9 protein-coding genes are annotated in these 24,811 nt (G+C 45.7%); 4 read left to right on the forward strand and 5 right to left on the reverse strand.

All coding sequences use genetic code 11. The features are described from left to right. Positions 1–129: 129 nt before the first annotated feature. The 4 genes from ACYPWY_RS02490 to ACYPWY_RS02505 are packed head-to-tail and all read right to left on the reverse strand — an operon-like array spanning position 130 to position 7,546. Positions 130–2,319 (reverse strand): alpha-L-rhamnosidase-related protein, encoded by a 2,190-nt coding sequence (locus tag ACYPWY_RS02490; RefSeq protein WP_459683853.1) that lies wholly within the window; start codon positions 2,317–2,319, stop codon positions 130–132. A gap of 28 nt (positions 2,320–2,347) precedes the next feature. Then, positions 2,348–3,322, reverse strand: coding sequence for a polysaccharide deacetylase family protein (locus tag ACYPWY_RS02495; RefSeq protein ID WP_459683854.1), 975 nt, complete (start codon positions 3,320–3,322; stop codon positions 2,348–2,350). A gap of 10 nt (positions 3,323–3,332) precedes the next feature. Then, complete coding sequence (locus ACYPWY_RS02500; RefSeq protein WP_459683855.1) at positions 3,333–4,484, reverse strand: glycoside hydrolase family 27 protein; 1,152 nt, start codon at positions 4,482–4,484, stop codon at positions 3,333–3,335. A gap of 8 nt (positions 4,485–4,492) precedes the next feature. Beyond that, complete coding sequence (locus tag ACYPWY_RS02505) at positions 4,493–7,546, reverse strand: glycoside hydrolase family 2 protein (RefSeq protein ID WP_459683959.1); 3,054 nt, start codon at positions 7,544–7,546, stop codon at positions 4,493–4,495. Between the two features lie 481 nt (positions 7,547–8,027). On the opposite strand from ACYPWY_RS02505, the gene ACYPWY_RS02510 reads away from it, so the two are divergent. The 3 genes from ACYPWY_RS02510 (at position 8,028) to ACYPWY_RS02520 (ending at position 17,908) form a co-directional block, all read left to right on the forward strand. Then, complete coding sequence (locus ACYPWY_RS02510; protein ID WP_459683856.1) at positions 8,028–10,967, forward strand: hypothetical protein; 2,940 nt, start codon at positions 8,028–8,030, stop codon at positions 10,965–10,967. A gap of 74 nt (positions 10,968–11,041) precedes the next feature. Further along, positions 11,042–15,502 carry a rhamnogalacturonan lyase family protein gene (locus ACYPWY_RS02515; protein ID WP_459683857.1) on the forward strand — a complete coding sequence of 1,487 codons (4,461 nt, stop codon included), beginning with the start codon at positions 11,042–11,044 and terminating at the stop codon, positions 15,500–15,502. Between the two features lie 108 nt (positions 15,503–15,610). Further along, positions 15,611–17,908, forward strand: coding sequence for an RICIN domain-containing protein (locus ACYPWY_RS02520; protein ID WP_459683858.1), 2,298 nt, complete (start codon positions 15,611–15,613; stop codon positions 17,906–17,908). A 60-nt stretch (positions 17,909–17,968) separates the two neighbouring features. Here the strand turns inward: ACYPWY_RS02520 and ACYPWY_RS02525 are convergent, their stop codons facing one another. Continuing rightward, positions 17,969–22,231: a hybrid sensor histidine kinase/response regulator gene (locus ACYPWY_RS02525; RefSeq protein ID WP_459683859.1), complete on the reverse strand. Its 4,263-nt coding sequence runs from the start codon at positions 22,229–22,231 to the stop codon at positions 17,969–17,971. A 242-nt stretch (positions 22,232–22,473) separates the two neighbouring features. Between ACYPWY_RS02525 and ACYPWY_RS02530 the strand changes: the two genes are divergently transcribed. Then, positions 22,474–24,711: a glycoside hydrolase family 88 protein gene (locus ACYPWY_RS02530; protein ID WP_459683960.1), complete on the forward strand. Its 2,238-nt coding sequence runs from the start codon at positions 22,474–22,476 to the stop codon at positions 24,709–24,711. The last annotated feature ends 100 nt before the right edge of the window (positions 24,712–24,811 follow it).

A 24,811-nucleotide genomic window follows, 5' to 3' on the forward strand; every position in this document is an offset into this window, starting at 1 on the left:
TTCCGCTTCGCTCCAATTGCGGGTCGGAGCCCGCAATGACAAGCTCGGGAATGAGGCTTATGAGACAGCTCCCTTGCGGATAACCTGATTATCAAATTTAATATATTTCCAACCCATAATTCGCATATATCACAGATTATAGATTCCTTTTTTACTTAAAGCCGTCTTTTTAGCGTTCTTATCAATAAAATCAACCTTACATCCTTCAGGTATTTCAATCTGGGTTTCACCGGTCTTCGATAAATTCAATTTGATTTTTCCCTCTTTGACAGGAAATTCGATAGTTGCCCACTCCAAATCCATCATATCGGGGCATATTGTATAATGGTTCAGCTGAGTCTCCGATTGGCTGAAACCGGCTATGCCATTCAATACGGCTACAACCCCCGGCACACCGTTTGCTCCGTGGCATAAACTCAATCCGTAGGGACGGCTGTAAAATACAAGCTGTTCGTCTTTTGTTTTTTTGTAAGAGAAATTTTCGGGAAAACGGCTGTGTCCTTGCGCCAGCCAATCGCCGAATACATCCGAAAGGAAAGACCACATTTCCCGCACTCGCCCCGCTTTGGAGTAGGCAAGAAATTCATATCCTTTTTCAAAACTTACATAATCCCTGTAATAAGGAATTTTGGGTAGCACATCAAACAAATTATCGTAACGGCTTTCGGGGAATATACCGGCAAGAATCGCCCAATATTGTGCATGGTGCGAAATGGTTTTATCCAATTCGCCCTCCTTGGTATATCCGTTGATAAACAAGCCTTGCTCTTCGTCCCAAAAATGTTTTACAATACTTTTCCTCAGGCTTTCCGCTTTTTCCTTGTAGTGTTTTGCTGCGTTTTTGTCGCCCCACTTTTCCGAGAAATCCGCCCCTATTTTATAATTATAATAAAGCATTATTTGGGCGTATGCCGGAGTTCCTTTTTTGTCGGGGCCTCTCTTTGTCGCCCATCCGGGAACAAATCCCCAGCTTACACCCACATTGGCCGAAATAAAGCCCCGTTCATCCTGAAGCATTTCGTAAAGCCGCAGCAACTGTTCCATGCGGTTCCGGTAGGAGAGAATGGTATTGAAATCGCCGTACCTTTTGTAGTAATGATTGAACCCAACGAGGGCATGTAAGGGATAATCGGGTATTCCCAAATCCGATTTTTGCGGATTTAACGGAAGCAATGCAACCGAAAGACTGTTGCGGGAAACTTGTTCGTCGCCAAACAGATAATCGCCTGCAAATGTGCTTAAAACGGCATCCATCGACCAAGGCAGGTAATCCCTTTTTATGCCGTCGAGATAAAAACCGTGCGTGCTGGTATGCAGCGTAGCAACCGAAGCATTCCAGATTGCATTTATACGTTCATCGTTACATTCAAAAGACATTTTGAAATCGACAGGCCATATTTTGGCTGTGAATTTGACGGAAGAAATCTCACACTCGTTGTCGCTGAACAGTTTGACGTAGCGAACAGCTCTTTCGGGAAGAGTTATTTGTGTCTCAGATTCGGATAAAGAATACGGTTCGATGGGATATTGCTCAAAGGCTTTTGTGTTTTCGTTCAGGCTCTCTTCCGGGCTTTCTCCCACAAAAGCGGTAAGTTTGCCTTTCCCCTTCGCCGTAAACGATACTTTGCCGACTTCGAGATGGAAGAAATCGACTAAAATATAGCCGTTTTTGTGAATCTTTATTTTTTCGTTATCAATTGTCGCATTCCGAATGGGCAAAACAGCTACCGGCTGGATGTCAACAGCTATCTCCGGGTCATCCAATGGCATTTTGCCGCCTGTTCCGAATACGGGCGATGTTTCGGCAAAATTCCACTCCAAATCGTCCAAACTTGCTTCCCATCCCTCAACCGTGATTTGCCCGTTGAACGAAACTTTTATGGCAGGCAAATTATTTTCGGTATTTACCTCAAACAATATGACGGATTTTCCCTTTGGTAATTGGATCGAACTCCCTATATTGCTTGTTTCTTTTCCATTAACGAATAATTTCATAGCGCCTGTCGATGTCCACTCCATACTGGTTTCCGACTGAAAATTTACTTCCTTACGAAAAGAAGTCCGATATACCGGCGCGTAAAATTTACCCGGATAACCGACATTCACACACCGTTCTCCCGACTCTTTTACTCTTCGTTGTTGGAGGTGTGCGCTGAGTTGCCCCGGATACCAGCTATATTCTCCTTTGCCATTCTTTACCGGATTTTCAAGCATCTTGGCTCTTGTATCCAATAGCGGATCGTATGGCCTGTTTTGACTTTGAAGACTTGTCGCAAATAAAAACAGGCTCAAATATAATAGTTTGATTCTTAGATTCATATAGGCGGATTTGTGTGTATTTGCCAATTTATTTCTTGTCGGGGCTGAGTATTATGTCTATTGTACCTCCAAACGGATCGAAATCGAACAATGCTTTATTGGGTAAAATAAGAGCTTCTATTTTTTTATCGCCTTGCCGGATGCTTATTTTTTGAATGTTGGGTATCTCGATAACAGCCGTTAATGGCTCGTTAAACAGCGTTTTATCCAGCGAACATTCGGGGATGACTTTATATCCGTCTTTTGTTTCAACAATTTGATACCTCAGGCTTTTCCGCTCTTTAACGTAGGCGGCGACTTCGGCAAATGTGCCAATCCAGATTTTGTCTTCCTGCGCTTTTACTTTCCGTAAATGTTCCCAGAAAATGGAGGAATCACTAAAATGGTCGTAGCCGTATGTAATTCCGTGCGTCATCGTTACGCCCCAATCGTTCGTCTCCATCAAGGTATTTACCCATTTCTCAAGCTTGTCGGCTGTTGATTTACCACCTACCGACCATTGTTCTGTTCGGGCGCCTACACGGTTCTCGGAGGCTATTATCAGGCCTTCGGGCGTTTTGGTGTTGTTCGGATAACAAAAAGTGCGCGGCATAATCCCGGTGTTTGCAAATATGGCGCTATCGTTTTTATAAATATCCTCTTTTATTTCGTCCAAACTAAATCTTCCGAAGTTTTTATGCGCCCAACCGTGATTGGAAATTTCATGACCGAGGGCAGCCATTTCTTTCAGGTTTCTCCAAGTCATCCGTGTAGTATCTTTTATATCGCTTTCATTGGGGTTTATTTTGCTGCCGTTAATCCAAAATGTTCCTTTAAAGCCTAATTCTTTAAATTGAGGAGCAACCAAAGTGTAATGTTCTTTCAATCCGTCATCAAAAGTATAGCTGATAGCACAAGCTTTATTGTCCCTGTATTTAGCGATATGGATAATGCCGTTCTCCTGTGCCGAAAGTGATAATACGAACAGCAGGCAAATGACTAAAAATAAATTTTTCAGGTTCATTGTATGGTTATTATTTTTTTGCTTTCAGCACAACAATCCCATGCTTTGCAAGGCTGAATTTCCGTTGTTTGCCGATGGCGCCCAAATCCTTGTGCTGCCATAAATCGCGAATTTTACTTTTTTTATTCAAATTCAGTTTTTCGGGAAACAGCGTAAATTCTACTTCTTTGTTTTCTCGGTTCATGATAGCAATCGCTTTTGAGCCATCGGCAAGCGGTTTTTCCCAAATATCAATATCGTCTTCGCTGACGGTTTTTTGCGCCTGCCGGAATAGTTTGTCCTGATTGAGCGCAATGACTTCCTTATTGGTCAGTATTTCAAGCGTTTCCTTCGTCATTTTGCGCAAATCGTTGCCTGCCAAAAGCGGCGAAACGAGCATACACCACATCGAGAAGTGCGTTTTGTCTTCTTCATAAGTCATGCCGCGCCCTACCTGAAGCATATCCATATCGTTGTAATGTCCCGCTGAGGCGTATTTGTAAAGCGGTGTATTCAGGTCGATTATCTTCAAAATTGACCTGAATTCCGCCCGAATATCACTCGAAATGCGCCACGAATCGGCTTTGTCTATCGCCCATTCACCCGGAAATTGCCAACGGCATATATTGAAAACAATACCGGGGTTGAGGACTTTTACTGCCGTAATGATTTTGGTATATTCGCTTTGTTCGTCTAATTTTTGCCGCTCGCCGCCACACCAGTCCACTTTCAGAAAATCGTAGCCCCACTCACGGAAAAACCGGTTGCAATCCTGTTCAATATGCCCGTAAATACCTACGCCCCGACCGAGAGAATCCTTGTCGTAAATACTGCCGCAGGTGTTGCTGCCCGCATCGGTGTAAATCCCCGCTTTCAAGCCTTTGCTGTGGATATAGTCGGCAAGGGCTTTCATTCCCGAAGGAAATTTGGCCTTGTTTTCGAGCAAGTTACCGAGCGTATCCCTACCGCCGAAATAACCGTCGTCGATATTGATAAACCGGTAGCCTGCTTCATACATTCCCGATGAAATCATGGCATCGGCCTGTTCGCGAATAATTTTTTCGTCGATATGCACACGAAAATTGTTCCAACTGCTCCAGCCCATAATGGGCGGATTTTGTGCCGGAATCGAAAAGGCAATGAATACACAAACGGCGGCTAATAAAAAACTTTTTTTCTTCATCTCTCCTTTTATTTTATGGCCTCATACACTTCGGCTTCTACAATGCGCAGTTGTCCTTTCTGCTTAGTGGCATTGGGGTCTTTAAAGAGGTCGAGTTCGCCGGCCGATTGGGCGGCCACTTCTACAATTCCTCCAAAAGCGTCATCGTCTTCGCTTTGGCCGATGAGTTTTATGGTAACAAATCGTCCTTTCGTTGGTTTCAGCGGTAAAACTATGTAACCAAGCGATTTGGGCGTTTCTCCTTCATAGACTTTCGTGTCATCCACAAAAATCTGAATAGGGTAGGAGCGCATCCGCCAGCCGGTAAGTTTTAATTCTATTTCGTTTACAACGGCATCGTGGTCAAGCTCGTATTTTATCCAGCCGGTCGATAAGCGTCCGTTGTTGCTCCATTCCGAAAGCTCATTGTCGTCGTAACTGTTGGAAACAGTAGCCTCATTGCTGCCTGCCGTAGCTCCAACAATATCAACCGGATGACGGGTGATTTTATATGATTCTCCTTTGGGCGTTGCGCCCCGTGATAAATTCACCGGTTGGTATTCGCTCGAAATGTAGTCGGACAATCCCTCTTTTTCGGCGAACGGAATAGTGTTCAATTCAATGGAAGCTCCTTTCAGGTTTCCCGAGGAAGCTGTCAATTTTATCTTTCCTGCCTTTTTGGTCGAACGTATCAAAACGCGGTTTATGCCACATTCTACCGGCAGATTTTTTTCGAGGATATAATTTCCATCGGGGCCTTTCGCTATGCCGCCACGCCATTCGGCTTCACCTTCCAAGTTGAACGAGATGAGCGAATTATCGAGCGGACAACGCCGTCCTTCTTTGTCCACGACTTCTATTTCTACCAAAGCCAGGTCGTTGCCATCTGCTTTAAAGCCATCGGGCGCTGTTATTGATTTCAGCGTGATTCTATCTGCTTGTCCTGCGGTTTCTTTTTTGTAGCGACTGAGTTCCTTGCCCTTTTCATCGTAACTTACGGCTTCAACGCTTCCCGCTTCCCATTTAATGGCCGGAAACCTGAACAGAAAATGCTGATCCCGCTCGCCAAAGCCCTGCGATTTTCCATTGACAAACAATTCTACCTTTTCGCCGGTAGAGACTACCAATACTTCTTTCGTATCGCGTGGTGTAGGAGTTTTCTCTTCTTCGGGAGCATTAAAGGGTTTTTCCCAATGCCCGCAAATGTAAGTGCGGTGTTTTTCAATATCCACCCAACCGTCCCACATCACTTCGTGGGCAAAAAAGGCGTCCTTCGGGATGCGCATGGCATCCACCACGCCACTTCGTCGGTAATTCTCCGCACCGCGGTAATGCGTATTCGAATCGTGGAAATGGATTTTCACGCCGCCCGAACTTACTCGCTTGCCTGTACCCGGACGAACGCGGTAGTAATCGTTCCAGCGCGTAATCATTTCCACAAAAAACGAATCCTGATTGCGGTTGTAGGCGGAAGCATCGGCTATCACCTTGGCATTGGTCATCACCGAGCGGTAATATTTTGTACCCTCGCCATTCTTGTGGAAAGGATAGGAATAATTGTCCCAATACTTGCGCAAACCTTCATCCCTGCAATATTCGGTCGCCCATAACGGGATGTGCGCGCTTTTATTGATGTAGAGCATCTCGCCGCCATACTCGGCTATTTTACTGTCGAGCATTTCGCGCGAGCCAATCGCCCGTCCGCCATACGGGTCGTACTGGTCGCGAATGGCTTTCAATTCAGCTATATGTTCTTCGCTAATACTCTCATTCCCACCTTCATAAAAAATAATGGACGGATTGTTGCGATTATAGATAATGGCATCGCGCATCAACATCACCCGGTGTTCCCAACGCCTGTCGTTCACATCTTTTTCTGAATCACCGGCAGGCATGGCTTGCATCAGCCCTACGCGGTCGCAGGATTCCACATCCTGTTTCCATGGCGTAACGTGCATCCAGCGAACCAAGTTCCCGTTGCCCTCCACTATCATGCGGTTGCTATAATCGCTCAGCCAGGCCGGAACCGACAGGCCAACGGCAGGCCACTCGTTGCTGGTGCGCTCGGCATAACCTTTCAGTTGAATCACGCGGTCGTTGATTGTTACCATTCCGTCCCTGAAAGCGGTTTTGCGGAAGCCGGTGCGGGTTCTCACCACATCCACCGCCTTGCCGTCCACATTCAAGATGGTATATACATTATATAAATAGCCGTAGCCCCAACTCCAGAAGTTCAGGTTTTCGACCCGGTTGCCGGTTTTCACCTTCAATGTTTCGCCTGCTTTTATTTTCACTGAGGGGCTTGTCATCTTTTTCACCGTATTTCCGTCCAGATCTTCGATAATTACATCCAAAGAAAAGGATTTTTCGGCGGAAAATTCGTTTTTTACCTCTGCTTCTGCGTAAATCAGGGCATTCTTTTTTGTAACATCAATTTCGCGCGCATAAACATACGTGCCGGTTGTTCCCAGATTGCTGTACAAGGGCAAAGTCTGGTACAATTTGTTTGTAACATGCAGATACACATTTTTGGGAATACCGCCGTAGTTGGCGTTGAAATTTTTGTCGTTCCACTGATAACCTGAGCCGGTGGATTCTTCCTTGTATCGCCACGAGTTGTCGATGCGGACAGCCAGCACATTGTCCTTGCCGCCAAAGTTCGCGTAGTCGCTAATATCAAGCCCGCAAGCCATTACGCCGTTTTCGTGCATCCCCACATAGTGTCCGTTGATGTAGAATTTTCCGCCGAAACGGATGCCTTCAAATTCGAGGAATATTTTTTTGTCTTTGTCTTTTGCCGGTAATTTAAAATGCTTGCGATACCATACAATGGTGTCGGTGTGTTCATCTATGGCCACACGGAAAGCCTCATCTTCGTTGAATGCGGCAGGAAGAGTTATTTTTTTCCATGCTTGGTCGTTGAAATTGGCGTTTTGTGCATTTTCCACATCACCAATGGTCAACAGCCAAGCCGAATTAAAATTGTACTTGGTTCGTTCATTCCCTTCAAAACTGCGGGTAGCATAACCCTGAATGAATGTCGGTATAACTAATAATAGGAACAGATACTTTTTGTTCATGATATTGTATGTTGTTTTAAATGATTACAGGCTACAAAGGAACGCCGCTTCACTTGTAAATACAATGGATATTTATACGAATATATGGAAGAAATATCGGAGGAGACTAAGCCTACGGGTTATGCAGGGCAAACGCATGAAAATTTTTACTGCTTATATCTTTCGGTAAAGTTGCTGATATGAGCAAGAGATTCCTCCCTTTGGGCGGAATGACTCGCCTATTAGTGGTTTAAGGGATGAGGAAGTGGCGGCGAAGCCGCCACTTCCTCATCCCCTCTCCCAAAAAGGAGACCGTCATTCCGCCCAAAGGGAGGAATCTCATCCGTAACAGTAGTACTAAATTTTCATGCGTTTGCCTTGGCGAGTTATGGAAAAAATCGGACAAATCTCCATATTTTCGGATGATTGTATCTTCCCGCACGAATGAATAGAGCTTTACTTTGCAAAAACTAAATATTCAATTTATTATTTAATTATTCATATCATGAAAAAATTGACTTACTATTTATTTCTGACCGCATTAGTGATAGCGGCAGGTAGTTGGCATGGATTAAATGCCCAGTCGTACTACAAGGTACATCACATCAACGAAAATTTTAATGCCTTGGAAGAAACGGCTCTTCCCAATGGATGGTCGGCTCAAACCGGTACCGCCGGTCTCTTTACAAGAGGCGGTGGCAGGAGCATAAAATCGGGCGAATTGGTAACTTCGGGAGGCGGAAGCGGTCTCCGTGGTGTTGATATTATGTTCCCGTCTCCGCAAAGCAATACCGAAATCGGAACATCCGATACATGGTTTATTGAATTTGACTGGAAAGTGAACAAGGCGACCCAAGGCCCGAAAAATCTGGTCGGAATGGTGATTTCGGGGGCGGGCAGCCAAAACCCCTCTGGGGCCAATTGGTATTTAGCCGGTATTTTGGGACTCTATTCGTTTGGAGACGGCTATCTGCATTACTGGAATTTGGATCCGGAAGGGTATGAAGACGACCCTCTCTATTGGGATGAGGATGAAACGAACAAGAACGATTTGCTTACAAAAGCACATAATGGAAAAATCGGACCCGTTCTCAGACCGGGAAGCAATGCCTCTTTCCGAAGAGTAGGACGGACAGAAGGCACGGAAGAATTTATTCACTCGGCAGAAAAAGTAACAGCATGGAATGCTTCGACGAAGACAAATGTTGCTTATGTCGACAGTATAGCCTATCATATTGTAGCCAAACTGAATTTTGCTACTCAAACAATCGAAAGCCTGTCGATTACAGGAAGCGACAATGCCGAAAACACGCAAACTATTCTGAATATGCCTTTCCTTGCTCCATCTACTGTTGGAGAAGACACAACTATTGTAGCAAGAGATCAACGGATTGTGAGTGATATTTCTATTATTTCGAGTTTCAATACAAAACCCTCTGCCGCCGGTAATGGTAGCGATGCAAACCTCAATGCTACATTCGATAATCTGGAAATATATTATCTGAAAGAATCGGTGGGAACAACAGATGTTACCATTTATTATAAAGATCAGGACGGAAATACGGCAAAAGCGCCGAGAGTAGCCGAAAGTCAACAAAACAACGAGCTGTTTCGCTTGCAGGATGCCGATAAAATCTCTTTTGCCGATGGCGGTTTCTATTATGCCTACGACAAAACAGCTACAAGCAATGCCAATATAGATAAAGGCGACGATGGCGAAAGTATGCTTGTAAGTCCTGCAAACAATTCATTAACCGTTGTATTCAAAAAGAGCGTAGCCGCTGAAGGCACATTAATATGGACAGGAGCCGAAGGCCCGCAATGGAACGAAACAGACGGTAACTTCAAGGCAGGAGCTACAAGCGATTTGGGTTATCAAAAAGGACACGATGCCGAATTTTCGGATGCCTTGGCGCCTAAAGATATTGTAGTTGACACCACGATTGATCTGGGGACAAATGACATTACCATTTCCACCGGTGGATACAGTTTCTCCGGCACGGGTAAACTGACCGGAACAGGCCGGTTGCTTATCAATGCACCTGTTACGCTGGGTGTACAAAACAGCAACGTTGCCATTGTAAATACAACCGAAGCTATTCATATCAAACATCCACAGGTGGCCGACAGCTTGCAGGTAATAGACAATGCCCTGTTGAAATTGGAAGCCGGAGCTTCTTTTTCTAAAAAAATTATTGGAGCGGGCGAAGGTTCTACCCTCAATGTCGAAGCTCTTACGAGCATCAAAGACGCTAATTATGGCTTCACTATTGCCCATGTTTCTACGGTTAATTTCTATTTGAAAAAAGTTGGAAAGCAAGATGGTTCTTCGTGGACAGGCAATATGGCATCCATCTATCCCGAAAATGTTAAGCTCAATGTTATTAATGCATTGGATACCGATACAATAGCCGGATTTTCGGGCGTAAGCAACAATATGCAAAAAGTCAGAATGCATTTGGGCGACAGCGTTCGTCTGGTGCGCAATTATAATGAAGCCAATAACGAAGTTGTTACTTTCGGCGAAATCACAGGAACTGCCAAGTCGGTTATCGAAGGAGGCTTCGTTAGCGGACGTGTGCAAACTTATGCGGTGGGTAATCTCAATACCGATGCCGTATTTGATGGCGCTATTCGTCCTTACATGCTCACCAATCATACATTCAGGACAGACAATACCCTGCATCTGAATAAAATAGGTACCGGCAAATGGACGCTTACCGGACATGTCAACCATCCGGGCGACATCAGCGTGAAAGCGGGAACCTTGGAATTGCTTGGCAAAGTGGACGAATTGGTAACCGGCATTATAGTAGAGGCCGATGCCACATTGAAAACCGGCGCTATTGAGATTAAATCCTCCAATGTTATTGTAAATCCGCAAGGAACCTTGAAAGTTAAATCTACCGGTTTTGCAGGCGATGTACAAGTAAGCGGTACTCTGCAAGGAGCTGCAAGCATGTATAATTTAGGCTTGATAGACGCCAATTTGCAATTGACCGTCGATAATTTTGATGCAGGCAACTACGATGTAATCACTTCGGAATCGGATGTTACCATCATGCGCGGATCAATCAACCTGACGGTAAACGATGCCACAGCAGGTAGCATTATCAACCTGATTGCAGCCGGAAGCGGTATGGTTAGCTATCCCGAAGGTATCTCTACTTCGGTATTTGTGAATGGCGTAGATATTACTGCCAACACAGAAGAAACACCCGATGCCGAATTTGTATGGTTCCCCGAAACAGGCGAACTGAAAAGCTTGGTTACAAAACATTTCGAAAATGGTGTCGGACAGGTAGCTGCCGAAGCCAAAGAAGTGAAGCATGTTCAGTACTACGATTTACTGGGTCGTCCGGTAAAAGATAATGCGAAAGGCATTGTTATCCGCCGGACCGTTTACACCGACAACACTTCAAGTGTGGATAAAAGTATTCGTTAAATAACAAAGGAGGCTGTCTCAAAAGGTTTTTTGAAGGACTTTTGAGGCAGCCTTGTTTTAATTGTCTAAAAATTATGAGAAAAATCATTACTCTTTTATTGTTGCTGCTGTCGTTGCAAACGATGAATGCCCAACGCCAAATGGAACATCTCGACAGGGGTGTTGTGGCTGTTAATAAAGGTGGCGGCAAATTGTTTATTTCGTGGCGTTATTTTGCCACCGACACCGAAAATATCGCGTTCAACGTTTATCGGCAGATAGGATACGGAACGCCTGTTAAACTGAACAGCTCTCCCATAACCGGAGCAACCAACTACACATGGACTGTTTCGGGCGCCGGCCTGACTGTTGCATCGCGCGTGTATGTAAAACCGGTTGTCAATGGCGTGGAAGGCGCCGAAGAAGGTTCGTGGAGCCTTACGGCCAACATGCCCGCAGGTCGCATTGTGCGCGATTACCTCTTTGAACCCTTTCCGGCAGGTTATCCCGATATGAAAATGAAATTCTGTTGGCCCGGCGATTTAAACGGAGACGGAAAATACGATTTTATTGTTGACCGCCACCCCTCGGGAACAGCATCGGAAGATGGAGGAGACGAAATCGGCGAGATTGACGGCAGTTCGCCTTCATCGCATATTGATGCCTACAAAGACGATGGAACTTTTCTTTGGCGCATCAAGATGGGCTACAATGTCATCACATCCAACGGACACAACGATATGGTAACCGTTTACGATATGGACGGCGATAAGAAAGCCGAAGTGTTATTAGCGGTGAGCGAAGGGACAACCTTCCCCAACGGGCAAGTGATTACGGGAGCCGATGGTACGGTAACCGACTACAACGGCAAGGTGGGCTCGGCTCCCCAGTGGATAGCTATTGTGAGCGGCGAAACCGGCAACCTGATTGACACCATTGGATTGTCTCACTTCAACGATATAGCTACTACCCGCTCCGATAAGTGGAAACACGTTGCAGGGCATTTTATCATTGCCTATTTGGACGGGATTCATCCCTCATTAATTTATCAATACAAAAACAGGCAAGCATCCGGCCATTTTACCGGCGCTTACGGCGCTTGGAGTTATATCGGCGGAAAACTGGTAGAACAATGGGCCTGCCGCTTTTATGCTGAAGATACGGAATACGAAGCCCATCAGGTGCGTGTAGCTGATGTGGACGGCGATGGCAAAGACGAATTTGTTGAAATCAGCTATGTTATCGACGACGATGGTTCGTTGTTGTACCAAGCGCCGAATGTATCTCACGGCGACAGGCATTGCCTCGCCGACATCGACCCCGACCGACCGGGCTTGGAACAGTTTTTTATCCAGCAGACCAACATTATGGGTATGGGATTGTTTGATGCCATGAACGGAACAATGATTAAAGGACTTTATATGTCGGCGGTTGGCGATGTAGGCAGGGGTACTTGTGCGGCATTCGACCCAACACGCCGTGGTTTACAGTTCTATTCCACCATGCAAAGCAACCAATTGTACGATAGCAAAGGCAATATGATTATCGGCGCAAAAGGCAGTTTTCCCGCCGAAGCCTTGTGGTGGGGCAGCGATTTATCGCGCTGGGAAGCCGATGCCGTAGGTGGCGACAAGAATCCGGTACTGGAAGCTTACAGCGCCTCATCCAAATCCATCGGGCGAAGCGTCAATCTTTACAAGGCTTCGGAGAGCGGGGCGCCGAAAGATTACTATTTCTCCGCACCTAATGGCGGACGCGCCGCATTCTGGGGCGACTTGCTCGGCGATTGGCGCGAAGAACTGATCTATGCCCGTACCGACAGCAAAGGTTTTGTTATCTTGTCCACTTGGGACGAAACCGCTCATCGCCAGTATTGCCTGATGCAGAATCCGGCTTATCGTGGTCAGACTACGGCCAGAGGTTACTATCAAACGGCTGATGTGGATTTCTACATGGCTGCCGATATGCCTTTGCCTCCTGTTGCTCCGGTACAAACTGCCGATGTATATCTCACGAGCAGCAATGCGCTGACTGCGGCTATCGCCGACGGCAAAAGCGTGATGCTGGACATACGAAACCCCAACACCAGCATTGCTCTGAATGAAAACATCGCGCCAACACGACTTTGGCTGATGAATCCGAAGGGGAAAAACTATACCATCGGCGGAACCGGCAAACTGACCGGCGCAGCGGATGTGGTAAAATCGCTGCAAGGAGACGTTACCCTGAACGGTAATCAGGATTATACTGGCCTTACCCGTGTTTCGGAAGGTCGCTTGTTTGTAAACGGCACATTGGCCGGTGCGGTGCGGGTGGATGCCCGAGGCGTAATAGGCGGTAATGCTACATTGAGTAGCGGTATTGTTTTGGAAACAGGGCTGAATGTGGAAGGCGGACGCATTGAACCGGGGAATGGAGCCGATTTGGGTACATTAACCATTGTAGGCAACTTGTCCTTACCCGGTCGCAATAACCTGGCGTTTGATATTGACCAAACCAAACCTGTAAAGAATGACCAACTGGTTATTCAAGGCGATTTCACGGTTACGGGTACCAATCACAGTTTTGTTATCAATCCGCTGACAACACCGCAGTCGGAAACCTTGACGTTGATTACTTTTACTGGAACAAGCAATGCTATGGCAGCTAATTTTTCGGTAAAAGGCTTGGAAGGCATTCCGTACAATTTGATTTTTGAAGCAAACGCCATTAAATTGGAACTTGTTGAGCCTCGTGTGGCAGGCAGCGTAGTTTGGAAGGGCGGACAGAGCGCCATTTGGGATTTCCGGACAGAAAACTTTGTAAAGGAAACAACCGATGTTGTTTTTGTACCCGGCGATGTTGTAACATTTAACGACAATGCTGTAAACAAAACCATTACCATTAACGAAACCATGCCGGTTAACGGACTGACGTTTGCCAACAATGCCAACTACAGCATTAGCGGACAGGGTGTTATCAGCGGTACAAGCGGCTTGAACAAAACGGGAACCGGAAAAGTGTCGCTATTGACTGAAGAAAACACTTTCACCGGCGGTATCGACTTTGCCGACGGCGTACTCGAAGTATCTTCGCTCAAAGACGGCGGATTACCCAGTTCTATCGGCGCCTCGTCGGCGGACGCAAGCAATTGGATTATGCGCAATGCTACCCTGCAAACCACTTCGCAAATGGTGACAAACCGCAACATGACGGTCGTAGGCAAGCTGACGGTCAACAATCCGGCATCGAACAACAGCGTAGCAATAAACGGAAATATAACCGGAACCGGTATATCGCTCGAACTTACAGGCAACGGTGTGTTGAACTTGCAGGGCAATAACTCTTTCAGTAATGTAACGGTTAAAAGCGGAACACTGTCGTTGAGCAATGTCGAGGCCAATACAACTGCATTGGGCAATGCTCCTGTTACGCTCGAAGGCGGTACGCTCCAAATGCGGGATGCCAACAGCACAAGTACTGTTGGCCCATGGACCAATACCATTGATGTTCCCGAAGGTAAATCGGCCAAATGGAATTTGCCCATGCGCTGGAATTTCACCAATAAATTAACCGGAAAAGGCGCGCTCACTATCAATGTGCCATACGTTCGCGCTGAATTTAGAGGCGACTGGTCGGCTTTTGAAGGAAACCTCAATATCACCGGCTCCGAGTTCCGCATCAACAACAATTACGGCTACGGGAAAGCAACGCTGAATCTGGCATCCGGCGTATCTGTTTATCATTTATCGACGGGAAGAACTATTAAACTTGGCGGATTGTCCGGCGTAGATGGCTCGAAATTATCCGGCGATAATACAACCTGGACTGTCGGTGGAAATAATGCTTCCGTCTTGACTTATGCCGGCCTTATCAGCGGAACAGGCTCTAAACTGACCAAAGAAGGTACAGGTACGCTGACCCTGAGCGGCGCGAATACCTATACCGGCCTGACAGACGTAACCGGCGGAACGCTGTTGATTGCCAACACCACAGGCAGCGCCACCGGAACCAATAACATTACGGTACGCACCGGCTCCAGATTTGGTGGAACGGGAAGCGTAACAGGCAATGTGTCAGTATATGCAAACAGCTACCTTTTCCTGCAAAACAACGCTTGCGCGACCATCACTATCGGCGGAAGTTTGTCCTTGGCGGCCAATGCTGTTTTGGCGATAGATGTGAATCCCTCCAACGGACAGTCGGATGTGGTGAAAGCAGGCAGTGTAACCGTATTGGGCAATTTGGAGATAACGCCAACAACCGGCTCGCTTCAAAGCGAAGCATCGTTCAAAATCTTCAACACAAGCGGAACAATCAGCGGAGCATTTGCACAGATTACGCCGCAACCTGCCGCCGGTTTTGAATGGAGTCAAAGCCGCTTGTCGGAAGGTATCATCGAACTGAAAAGCTCGACAGGTATAAGGGATGCAGTGTCTGAACAAAAAACAGTGAAAGCTGTGGAATACTACAACACCCTGGGCCTTGTCCTGAATGAAAACGCTAAAGGATTCGTTATTTGTAAAACGATTTATGAAGACGGCAGCGTGAAAGTAGAGAAATTATTTAAAAAGTAACAACCACAGAATGACTACCGGATACTTGTCCCGGGAAAAGAAAGGGCAATATCCGGTAGTCATTCGACTAAAAATTATATATCAATTACTAAAACAAAGAGAAAATTTATGAAAAAAATCTACACCTTTTCGATGACTATGCTACTGAGCCTGTTTTCATTAGCGGCAGTTGCACAAGTTTCCATTGATGCAAGTACGGCTTGGTGGAACAATGAAACGTTTGAAAGTTATACTTGGGGAGAAAACAATGATGGTTGGTCGAGTGCAAATGCAAAAATTCAGGATATAGGGAGTAGTGCTACAACAGGAACTGCAATAGATCAGGTTTTAGCATTTACCACAGCGGCCTCATGGGGTACCGGTAGTAATTTCACCAATATCAGCAAAAGCTTTTCGTCCTTGTCGGGTGCATTGTATGTAAAGACCTCATTTCATCATGGAACCAGAGGGTCGAAATATGCTTTGTATGATAGTGATGACCAATTGGTTTTTGAGTTTGGAGGTATAAATAGCAGTTCTAGTCCGGTCGTTTTTTTTACAGGGAAAACGGCTGCCGAAGTGGGCTTGTCGAGTACCAGGGATAAATGGACAGATGTTGAATTTGTGCTGGATTTATCAGCGAATAAGATTTTGAAAATCATTTTAACACATGGCGACAATACTAAAACATTTGAAAACTTTGATTTATCCACAACAACTACCGCTACACAAGCTAACGTGAAAACATTAAAGGTAACGTCCAATGAAGGCTATGCACGTGCCGGCCTTGATAACACCACTATCGCCCAATTGCTTGCCGACAATATCAAAAGTCTTGCAGGCGATACCGAATTGCAGACTTTGGATGCGACTGAAGTCAGCAAAACATATTCTGTAACCGCTTTCACTACCGCTATGGGCGTGGATGTGAATGTAGCTGCCGGAACAAAAGCGAATATTGCATGGACTATTTCGGATTGGGGAACATTGCCAGTCGGCGAACAAGCGAATGTTTCGCTTACCCGCAGCGCCACCGATTATGCTTCGGCCACGCTGATTACTACCGGTGTTGTTCCGGCTGACGCAACCATTACCTTGAAAGCTAAACTTGGCGATATTGAAGTAACAAAAACGGTAACCTTGAAAACAGCCAATGCTTCCGCTTTATTGGCCGAATTGAACTCTGAAATTGCAATAGCTTCGGCTTTGGACGATGCTGTTACGGATGCAAATCCCTACCTGACAAGCGTTATCGGCACATTGACAACTGCCATTGGCGTTGCTCAAAACGTGTATGACAACAGTACGGATGCAACCGCCATACAGACTGCAATTGAAACTTTGAAAACCGCCGAATTGACCTTTACAGCCGCATTGGCGATTTATGATAATTATGTAGCTTATATTGCAACCGTTCAGGAAGCACACGATGCTGAACTGCGGGCACAAGATTTCTTCACAACCATCAAAGCGCCTTTAGCTTCGGCCATCGGCACAGCCAATGGAGCCAAAGCCACAGTAAGTTCTACCGGCGCTATTACTGCCGCTCAAACTGCTTTGGAAGATGCGCTGACTGCATTCAACGAAGCAATATCGCATTTCACCGGTCTGGAGGCAAGCATTGCAAGCGCAACAACTGCTTATAATGCAGCCAACGTGCGTGTGGGAACTAAATTCCTGAACTATGCCGCCGCCGGTGTGGAAAGCTTGAATGCCGCTATTTCGGACGCTAATACCGCCTTGAGTGCGGAAACTACTACCACGGCTTTGGATGCCGCCAAAGCGACAGTAGAAAACGCTTTAACACTCAGCCGCATAGCTCCGGGAGAAATTCAGTACAAGATTTATACTTACGGAGAAAGCAACTCAAATACGCCCAGCGACAAAAAAACACTCTATGTGGATGAGAGCGGCGGAACGCCTGCGCTGAAATCTATGCTTGCAGCAGATGTTGCAGAAGATACCGCCAATAAATGGACAATTGTTGAAACAGCTGCCAATCAATATACCATCCAGAATGTGGCCACAGGCAAGTATTTGACGGTAGTCGGATTATCCGATGCGCCCGCAACAATCAGTTTGCCCGAAACAAAGGCAGGCAGTGCAAACATTATTACTGTTGACGACGGTTATTTCTTCTATGGCATTAAAGTGGATAGCAACTATTTGAGACAACGGAATGCCGACCTTGCTCTCCAGTCGTATGGCAGCGATTTAGGCCGTTTCGATACCGCTTTCCAATTTGAAGAAGTTGGCGGGCCTACCACATTGTTGCCATCGGTTTTGGACAGCGACAAGGTGATTGGCGTTCAGTATTACAATTTGCAGGGAACGGCGGTTGCTTATCCTGCTAAAGGAGGCTTGTATATTGTTAAAACCCGGCTCGAATCGGGCAAAGTAATGGCTAAAAAGGTGTTTATTAAATAAAGTGAATGATGTTTATTATCTGGAGGGTGGACTAAGGTTCACCCTCTTTTTGTTTTACCCTCATCCCCCTTTCCTGTATTCGGAGGGCGCTTTCCCAAACTGGGCTTTGAAACATTTACTGAAGTAGAGCGAATCGTTAAACCCTACCTGATAAGAAATTTCGGAGATGTTCAGGTCGGTTGTTGCCAACAGTTCCGCCGCTTTTTTCATGCGCATGGTTCGGAGGTATTCGTTCGGGGCGCAGCCGGTTATTCCCTTTAGCTTTTCGTAGAAACTGGTGCGTCTCATACGGGTTGCCTGCGTAAACATATCGACTACCGAAAAATCGGTGTTCCCCATATTTTTCTCAATCAACCGGTTCACTTTCTCCAGCAGCTCTTTATCCTTATCGGTGAATGTAAGCAGTTGATTGGTAACGCCCGGTTCTTCTGCAAATTTCTGGCGCAATTTTTCGCGTTGTTCTATTAACTTCACAATCCGCAGCAACAGATATTTGGTGCTGAAAGGTTTGGTTATGTACGAATCGGCGCCTGTCTGTATTCCTTCCAAACGGTGTTCTTCGGACGAATGAGCCGTCAGGAGGATGACAGGGATGTGGCTGGTCAGAAAATTATCTTTCAGCGTCCGGGTAACTTCAAATCCGCTGATGCCCGGCATCATTACATCGCAGACAATCAGGTCGGGTTGTTCCAGGGACGCTTTTTCCAAGCCTTCTGTTCCGTTTTTGGCTGGGAAGACATTGAAATGCAGCCCCAACTGACTGATTATAAATTCGCGGACATCATCTTCGTCTTCAATAATCAGAATTTTATAATTACTGAAACGGCTGTCAATATTCAGCGCTTCCTCGTTGCCGGTTATTGTTTCTTCGTTATCAATACCTGCGTTTGTCTGGATTGAGGCCTGGGGCGTTATAATTTCTTTTTTTGAATAATTGGCATTGGATAAAGGGACGGATACGCTAAAGCAAGCGCCGCCCAATTCCGAGTCGGAATATTCTACTGTTCCTTTATGCACGGCGGCCAATTCGGCTGTGAGGTGCAAGCCGATGCCTGTTCCGCCCTGCACATTGCTCATTTGTGCGAAACGGACGAAAAGCGAACCGCGCTTATCTTTCGGCACACCCGGGCCGCTGTCGGCCACGCTCAAGGTCATCTTATCGTCCTGTGCCGAGAACATTACTTTGACGAGAATAACACCATTCCCGGGCGTATGTTTCACGGCATTCGACAATAAGTTGTACATGATTTTGTCGAATTTGTTTACATCCAACAACTGCTCGTGCGCCGACAAGTCGGACACAAACAGCAAGCGGATATTTTTCTTATCGGTTACTTCTTTGAAAGTTTGCGTAATATCGCGAAAAAAGCCAATAACTTCCGTCCGCTCTACTTCCAGTTCCAAGCCTTTATTCTGCAATTTCCTGAATTCGAGCAGCTGGTCGATGAGGCGGAGCAAACGCGATGAACTCTTTTGGAGCTGCCCGACTAGTTTGATAGCCGGAGCCGGTAAATTCCCGGTTTCGTTCAGGCTATCAATAGCGCCTCGTATAATGGTTAGCGGCGTACGGAACTCGTGGGAGATATTGGTGAAAAACCGGAGTTTGTATTCTGTCAGTTGCTGCTCAACTTTCACAGCCGTATGCAGGCGATGGATGTGCAGCATGACCTTTATGGCAAAAAAGATAGCCATAGCGAGCAACACCGTATAAATAAGGTAGGCCCAAACCGATTTCCAGAAAGGTGGCATTATCTCAATTTCCAGCACGGTTTCTTCCTCTGTCCAAATGCCAAAGCTATTACTGCCTTTTACTTTGAAGCGGTAGGTTCCCGGAGGAATATTCCGGTAAGTGCCAATATTGTACCGTGTTACAGGGTTCCATTTTTTTTCGTAGCCTTCCATGTAATAGGTATATTGGTTAAATTCGGACGATTGGAAATTCAACATGGCAAATTCGATGTTGAACGAATTTTGGTTGTATTTTAGCCGAATTGATTTTGTTTGCGTAATGCTTTGGGCGAGCGGCGAATCATCTTCTTCGGGACGAATGGTCGCGCCGTTTATTTTCAAGCCGCTGATAACCACCGGAGGCGTATAGGCATCGTATTTTATTTCCTCGGGTTGAAAGATGTAAACGCCCGAATAGTTGCCAAACATCAATTTGCCGTTCTGTGTTCGATAGCAGGATTCGGTATTGAATATGCGTGCTTGTTCCTCCTCCGAAAAGCTAAAGTTCTCGAAGCGTTCGGTTTGCGGATCGAATTTGGATATGGCTCCTTCGGTGCTGACCCAGATATTTCCCTCGCTATCTTCCAGAATACTTTGGATGACTTCGTTCGACAATCCGTTTTCGGAGGTGTAGTGTTTAAACCAGGAGCGTTCGATTGGCTTTTCGCGTACCAAAAGGTTCAGTCCGCCGCCGGTAGTTCCAAACCAGATACGGCCGCGACTATCTTCGTAAATTGCTTTTACTTCGTTGTTGTTGATTGATTTCCCGTTGTTCGGATCAAACTGAAAATGGAGGTATTTACTCTCGTCCCGTATCACTTCGTCGGGATTAAAAGCCACCACTCCATTGTCCGACCCTGACCATATCCATCCGGTATGGTCATGCATAATCGTTCTTGACCGGCTTGGCCCGAGTATTTTCCGGAACTTTACTTCGGGAGCGTTAATATCCGCATAATGCAATCCACCGCCAAACGATGCCACCCAGATACGGTTTTTGGAGTCGAATGTAAAGTCAAAAACATAGTCGCTGGTAAGATCCTGTTTCGAAATATCCTGCAAGTGGTATTGGCGAACAGCATTACTTCCCGAAAGTGGGTAAACCAGCAAGCCATCTCCCCGTGTGCCAATCCATATATTGCCTTTTGTGTCTTCTCCGGCGCAGTAGGGCAGGCCATTGGCTATTTTGTGCGTCTGTTGCCGGACAAAAAGCGAATCGTAGATGTGCAGGTTGCCGCTCCGCGTACCCAGCCAGAAACGGCCTTTCGTGTCCTGATAAATCATGCGGACGGAATTATCCCTGTCGTTAACATCGTTTGGGTTGGGATACAAAACCTGAACAGGATAGTCGCTCAACGAAATTTTGCTGATACCGGCAAACTCTGTCCCTATCCATATTTCGCCCGATTTATCTTCGGTTATGCACAACAGGTAATCGGACGATAATTTGCTATTGTGAGTGGTATAATGATGCATTTGTCCGGCGCTTGTATCTATCACGAAAAGGCCGTTGCCATAGGTTGTTATCCAAATAAAATTGCGGGTATCCTGATAAACCGAATAACGTTCGGCATCTATAATAGCCAGAATTTGAGGCGGTATCAGATTGATTTTCTGAAAATTACCCTCAGGAAGCTGTCTCCAGAGATTGCCGGAAAAATTATGTACCCATTTATTTCCTTTGTTGTCGGTATATATGTTGGCATTTTGCGGTACATCATTGTTAAACAGCTCATTGGAAGAAATGAATCGCTTTTTTTTGACATTAAACCCTGTCATGCCGGTTTTAGAAGCGATGAGGAGAACTTCGTTATTCAATAACTCCACCCGATTTATCAGATTAATTGTGCCGGAAGGATAGGCGATGGGAGGAAGTAATTTTTGTGTGTTTAAATCGAAAGGCAGGATATGGTCATTGTTAACAAAATAGAGTTTGTAATCTACTTCAAAAACCCATGGTGTACGTAATTTGTCAAGAACTTTTACGACACGATCGTTTTTATCCAGCCGATAAACTCCGGCGTTTGTTCCAATCCAAATCTGCCCGAAAGCATCTTCGTGGAGAAATGGAGCTGAAGAAGAGCCTAACTCCTTCTCTGTCAATAATAAAGTCTGCAATTTTCCGCCCGAATGCCGAATACGGCAACATCCGTTTTCCCTCGAAAGCCATATATCGCCATTGGAGCAGTTGAGTATTTTTGTGTAATTTTTTTGTTTGTCTTCGGGGGCATAGTCAACAAAACTTTCGGTTCTTGGATTGTAACAGTCGATTGTTTTTGCTACTGTCTGAATCCAGATATAACCGTAATCGTCTTCAACCAGACTTCGTATCCGGTTATCGCTGAGCGATGTAACATTTGTCGATTGTGGGAATATGGTGTTAAATTCTTTGCCGTTGTAGCGGTTCAAGCCGTTAATGGTGCCAAACCACATAAACCCCGTCTTGTCCTGAATGGCGCATCTGACAGTATTTTGCGACAAGCCATCGCGCTCGCTTATCCTTTCGAAGTGGAGGTTTTCTATGGCTAAAAGCTGACTCGAAAATAGTATAAGATACAAAGTCAACAATATGGAAATATTCTTGAAGTGTTTCATGTTCGTATCAAATTTAGGACAAATATACGATAAAGCGGCGAAATTTGTGAGAGAAATCCATACAAATGAATGATTTTCCATTAAATCGTACATAATTGCATCGGTTCGTATTAATCATTGCGCTTATTTTGCAAATAAAAAAAAAGATGAAACGAATTGTCTTAACCTTTGTTGTAGTTGGATGCTGTTTGCTGCAAGCATATTCGCAAGTTTTGCCGGCCAGGCAGGAGATATTAAATACTATGGTTCGTGTGAACAAGTACTTTATGGATAAATATCCCGATAGTAGTCAACCATCGAATGTAAAAAATAAAGTTCGTCCGAGCAATATATGGACGAGGGGTGTGTATTACGAAGGATTGGTTGCCCTGCATCAAATTTATCCGAAAGATGAATATTATAAATATATGATTGACTGGGCCGAGTTTCATCATTGGGGGATGCGCAACGGCAACACAACCCGCAATGCCGATGACTATTGCTGCGGTCAGATCTATATCGACCTCTATAAGATGTCGCCCCAACCCGAGAAAATCCGAAACGTGAAAGCCTGCATGGATATGCTGGTCAATACGCCACAGGAAGACGATTGGTCGTGGATAGATGCCATTCAGATGGGAATGCCCGTGTTGGCAAAACTGGGCGAACTGACCGGCAACACGGCTTATTACGAAAAGATGTACCAAATGTACTTGTTCAGCCGTAACAATCATGGCGGTAAAGGTTTATATAACCCCGAAGAAGGTTTGTGGTGGCGCGATGCCGATTTTGTACCACCTTACAAAGAACCGAACGGCAAAAACTGCTATTGGTCGCGCGGAAATGGCTGGGTATATGCCGCTCTGGTGCGGGTATTGGAAACTATTCCTGCCGGCGAAGCGCATCGAAAGGAGTATGTGGATGATTTTATCGCCATGTCGGAGGCCTTGAAAAATTGCCAGCGAACCGATGGTTTCTGGAATTCCAGCCTGCACGACCCCGGCAATTTTGGCGGAAAGGAAGCTACCGGAACTTCGCTTTTTGTTTACGGCATAGCCTGGGGTATCAACAATAACTTGCTGGACAGGGAAACGTATCTGCCTGTTTTGTTGAACGCTTGGACAGGCTTGGTGAAGGAGTCGGTACAGCCCAACGGTTTTTTGGGCTGGGTGCAAGGTACAGGTAAAGAACCGAAAGACGGTCAGCCACTCAGTATCAGTAAAATACCCGATTTTGAGGATTACGGCGCCGGATGCTTTTTGTTGGCCGGCAGCGAGATGTATAAACTGAAAGACACATCTCCGGCTAGTCAGACCTACGTTTTCTCTCAAAACCTGACCAATGGTATTCTGGTAAAACCTTCCGACATCTATTCGCCGAAAAAAGGCTATGGCTTCGATTTGGAAAAGAATGAAAACACATTTTTCTTTTCCACCGATTTACCCGAGGGAGATTACGATGTAACCCTCGTACTTGGCAGTTCGGATAAAGCCTCCGAAACAACGGTCAGGGGAGAATCGAGGCGGTTGTTTCTTGAAAAAATAAAGACAAAGAAAGGGGAATATTCCACCCAATCCTTTACGGTAAACATTCGCAACAAGCATATTACTTCAACCAAGGATGTCAGGCTGAAAGCCAGGGAAGCCAATAAATTGAACTGGGACAACAAGCTGACTTTGGAATTTAGCGGGACAAATCCGTCCGTACAAAGCATCGGCATTCAACCTTCCAAAAATTCGGTAACTGTTTTCATTTGCGGCAATTCTACGGTTGTTGACCAGGACAATGAGCCTTGGTGTGGCTGGGGACAGATGATTCCTCGCTTTTTCGGGCAAGGTGTTGCGTTTGCCAATTATGCCGAATCGGGCGAATCGGCCAGTTCGTTTATTGGCGCCGGACGTTTGGAAAAGCTGCTGACAAAAGCCAAGGCCGGAGATTATATATTAGTAGAATTTGGGCATAACGACCAGAAACAAAAAGGCGAAGGAAAAGGGCCATGGACGTCTTTCACCAACGAGTTGAAAGTCTTCATTGCCGAAGCGAGAAATAAAGGATGTCATCCCGTATTGCTCACGCCAACGCAACGCCGCAATTTTGACGAAAACGGTAAAATCGTTAATACCCACGAAGAATATCCCGATGCGGTTCGTAAATTAGCTGCCGGTGAAAATATTCCGTTAATAGACCTTCATCAAAAAACCAAAATACTGTACGAGGCGCTGGGAAAAGAAAAATCGACCAAAGCATTCGTTCATTATCCTGCCGGAACCTATCCCGGACAAGCAAAAGAATTGAAAGACAACACCCATTTCAATTCTTACGGAGGCTACGAAATAGCCCGTTGCGTGATAGAAGGAATCAAGGAAAACAAGCTGAAAGATATTTTACAACATTTACGTCCGGATGTCCGCGCGTTCAATCCCCAAAAACCGGATGACCAGAAAAATTTCTCATTACCGCCAAGCCCATTTACAGAAATAGAAAAACCGGACGGAAATTAAGAATTGGTTTTTTTTTGATGACTTTGGGATGGAAAGCAAAAAGCCCAGGGCAAACCTTGAAAAATTTTAGAACCACTATTGCGAATGAGATTCCTCCCTT

Source organism: Viscerimonas tarda (genome assembly GCF_054601255.1).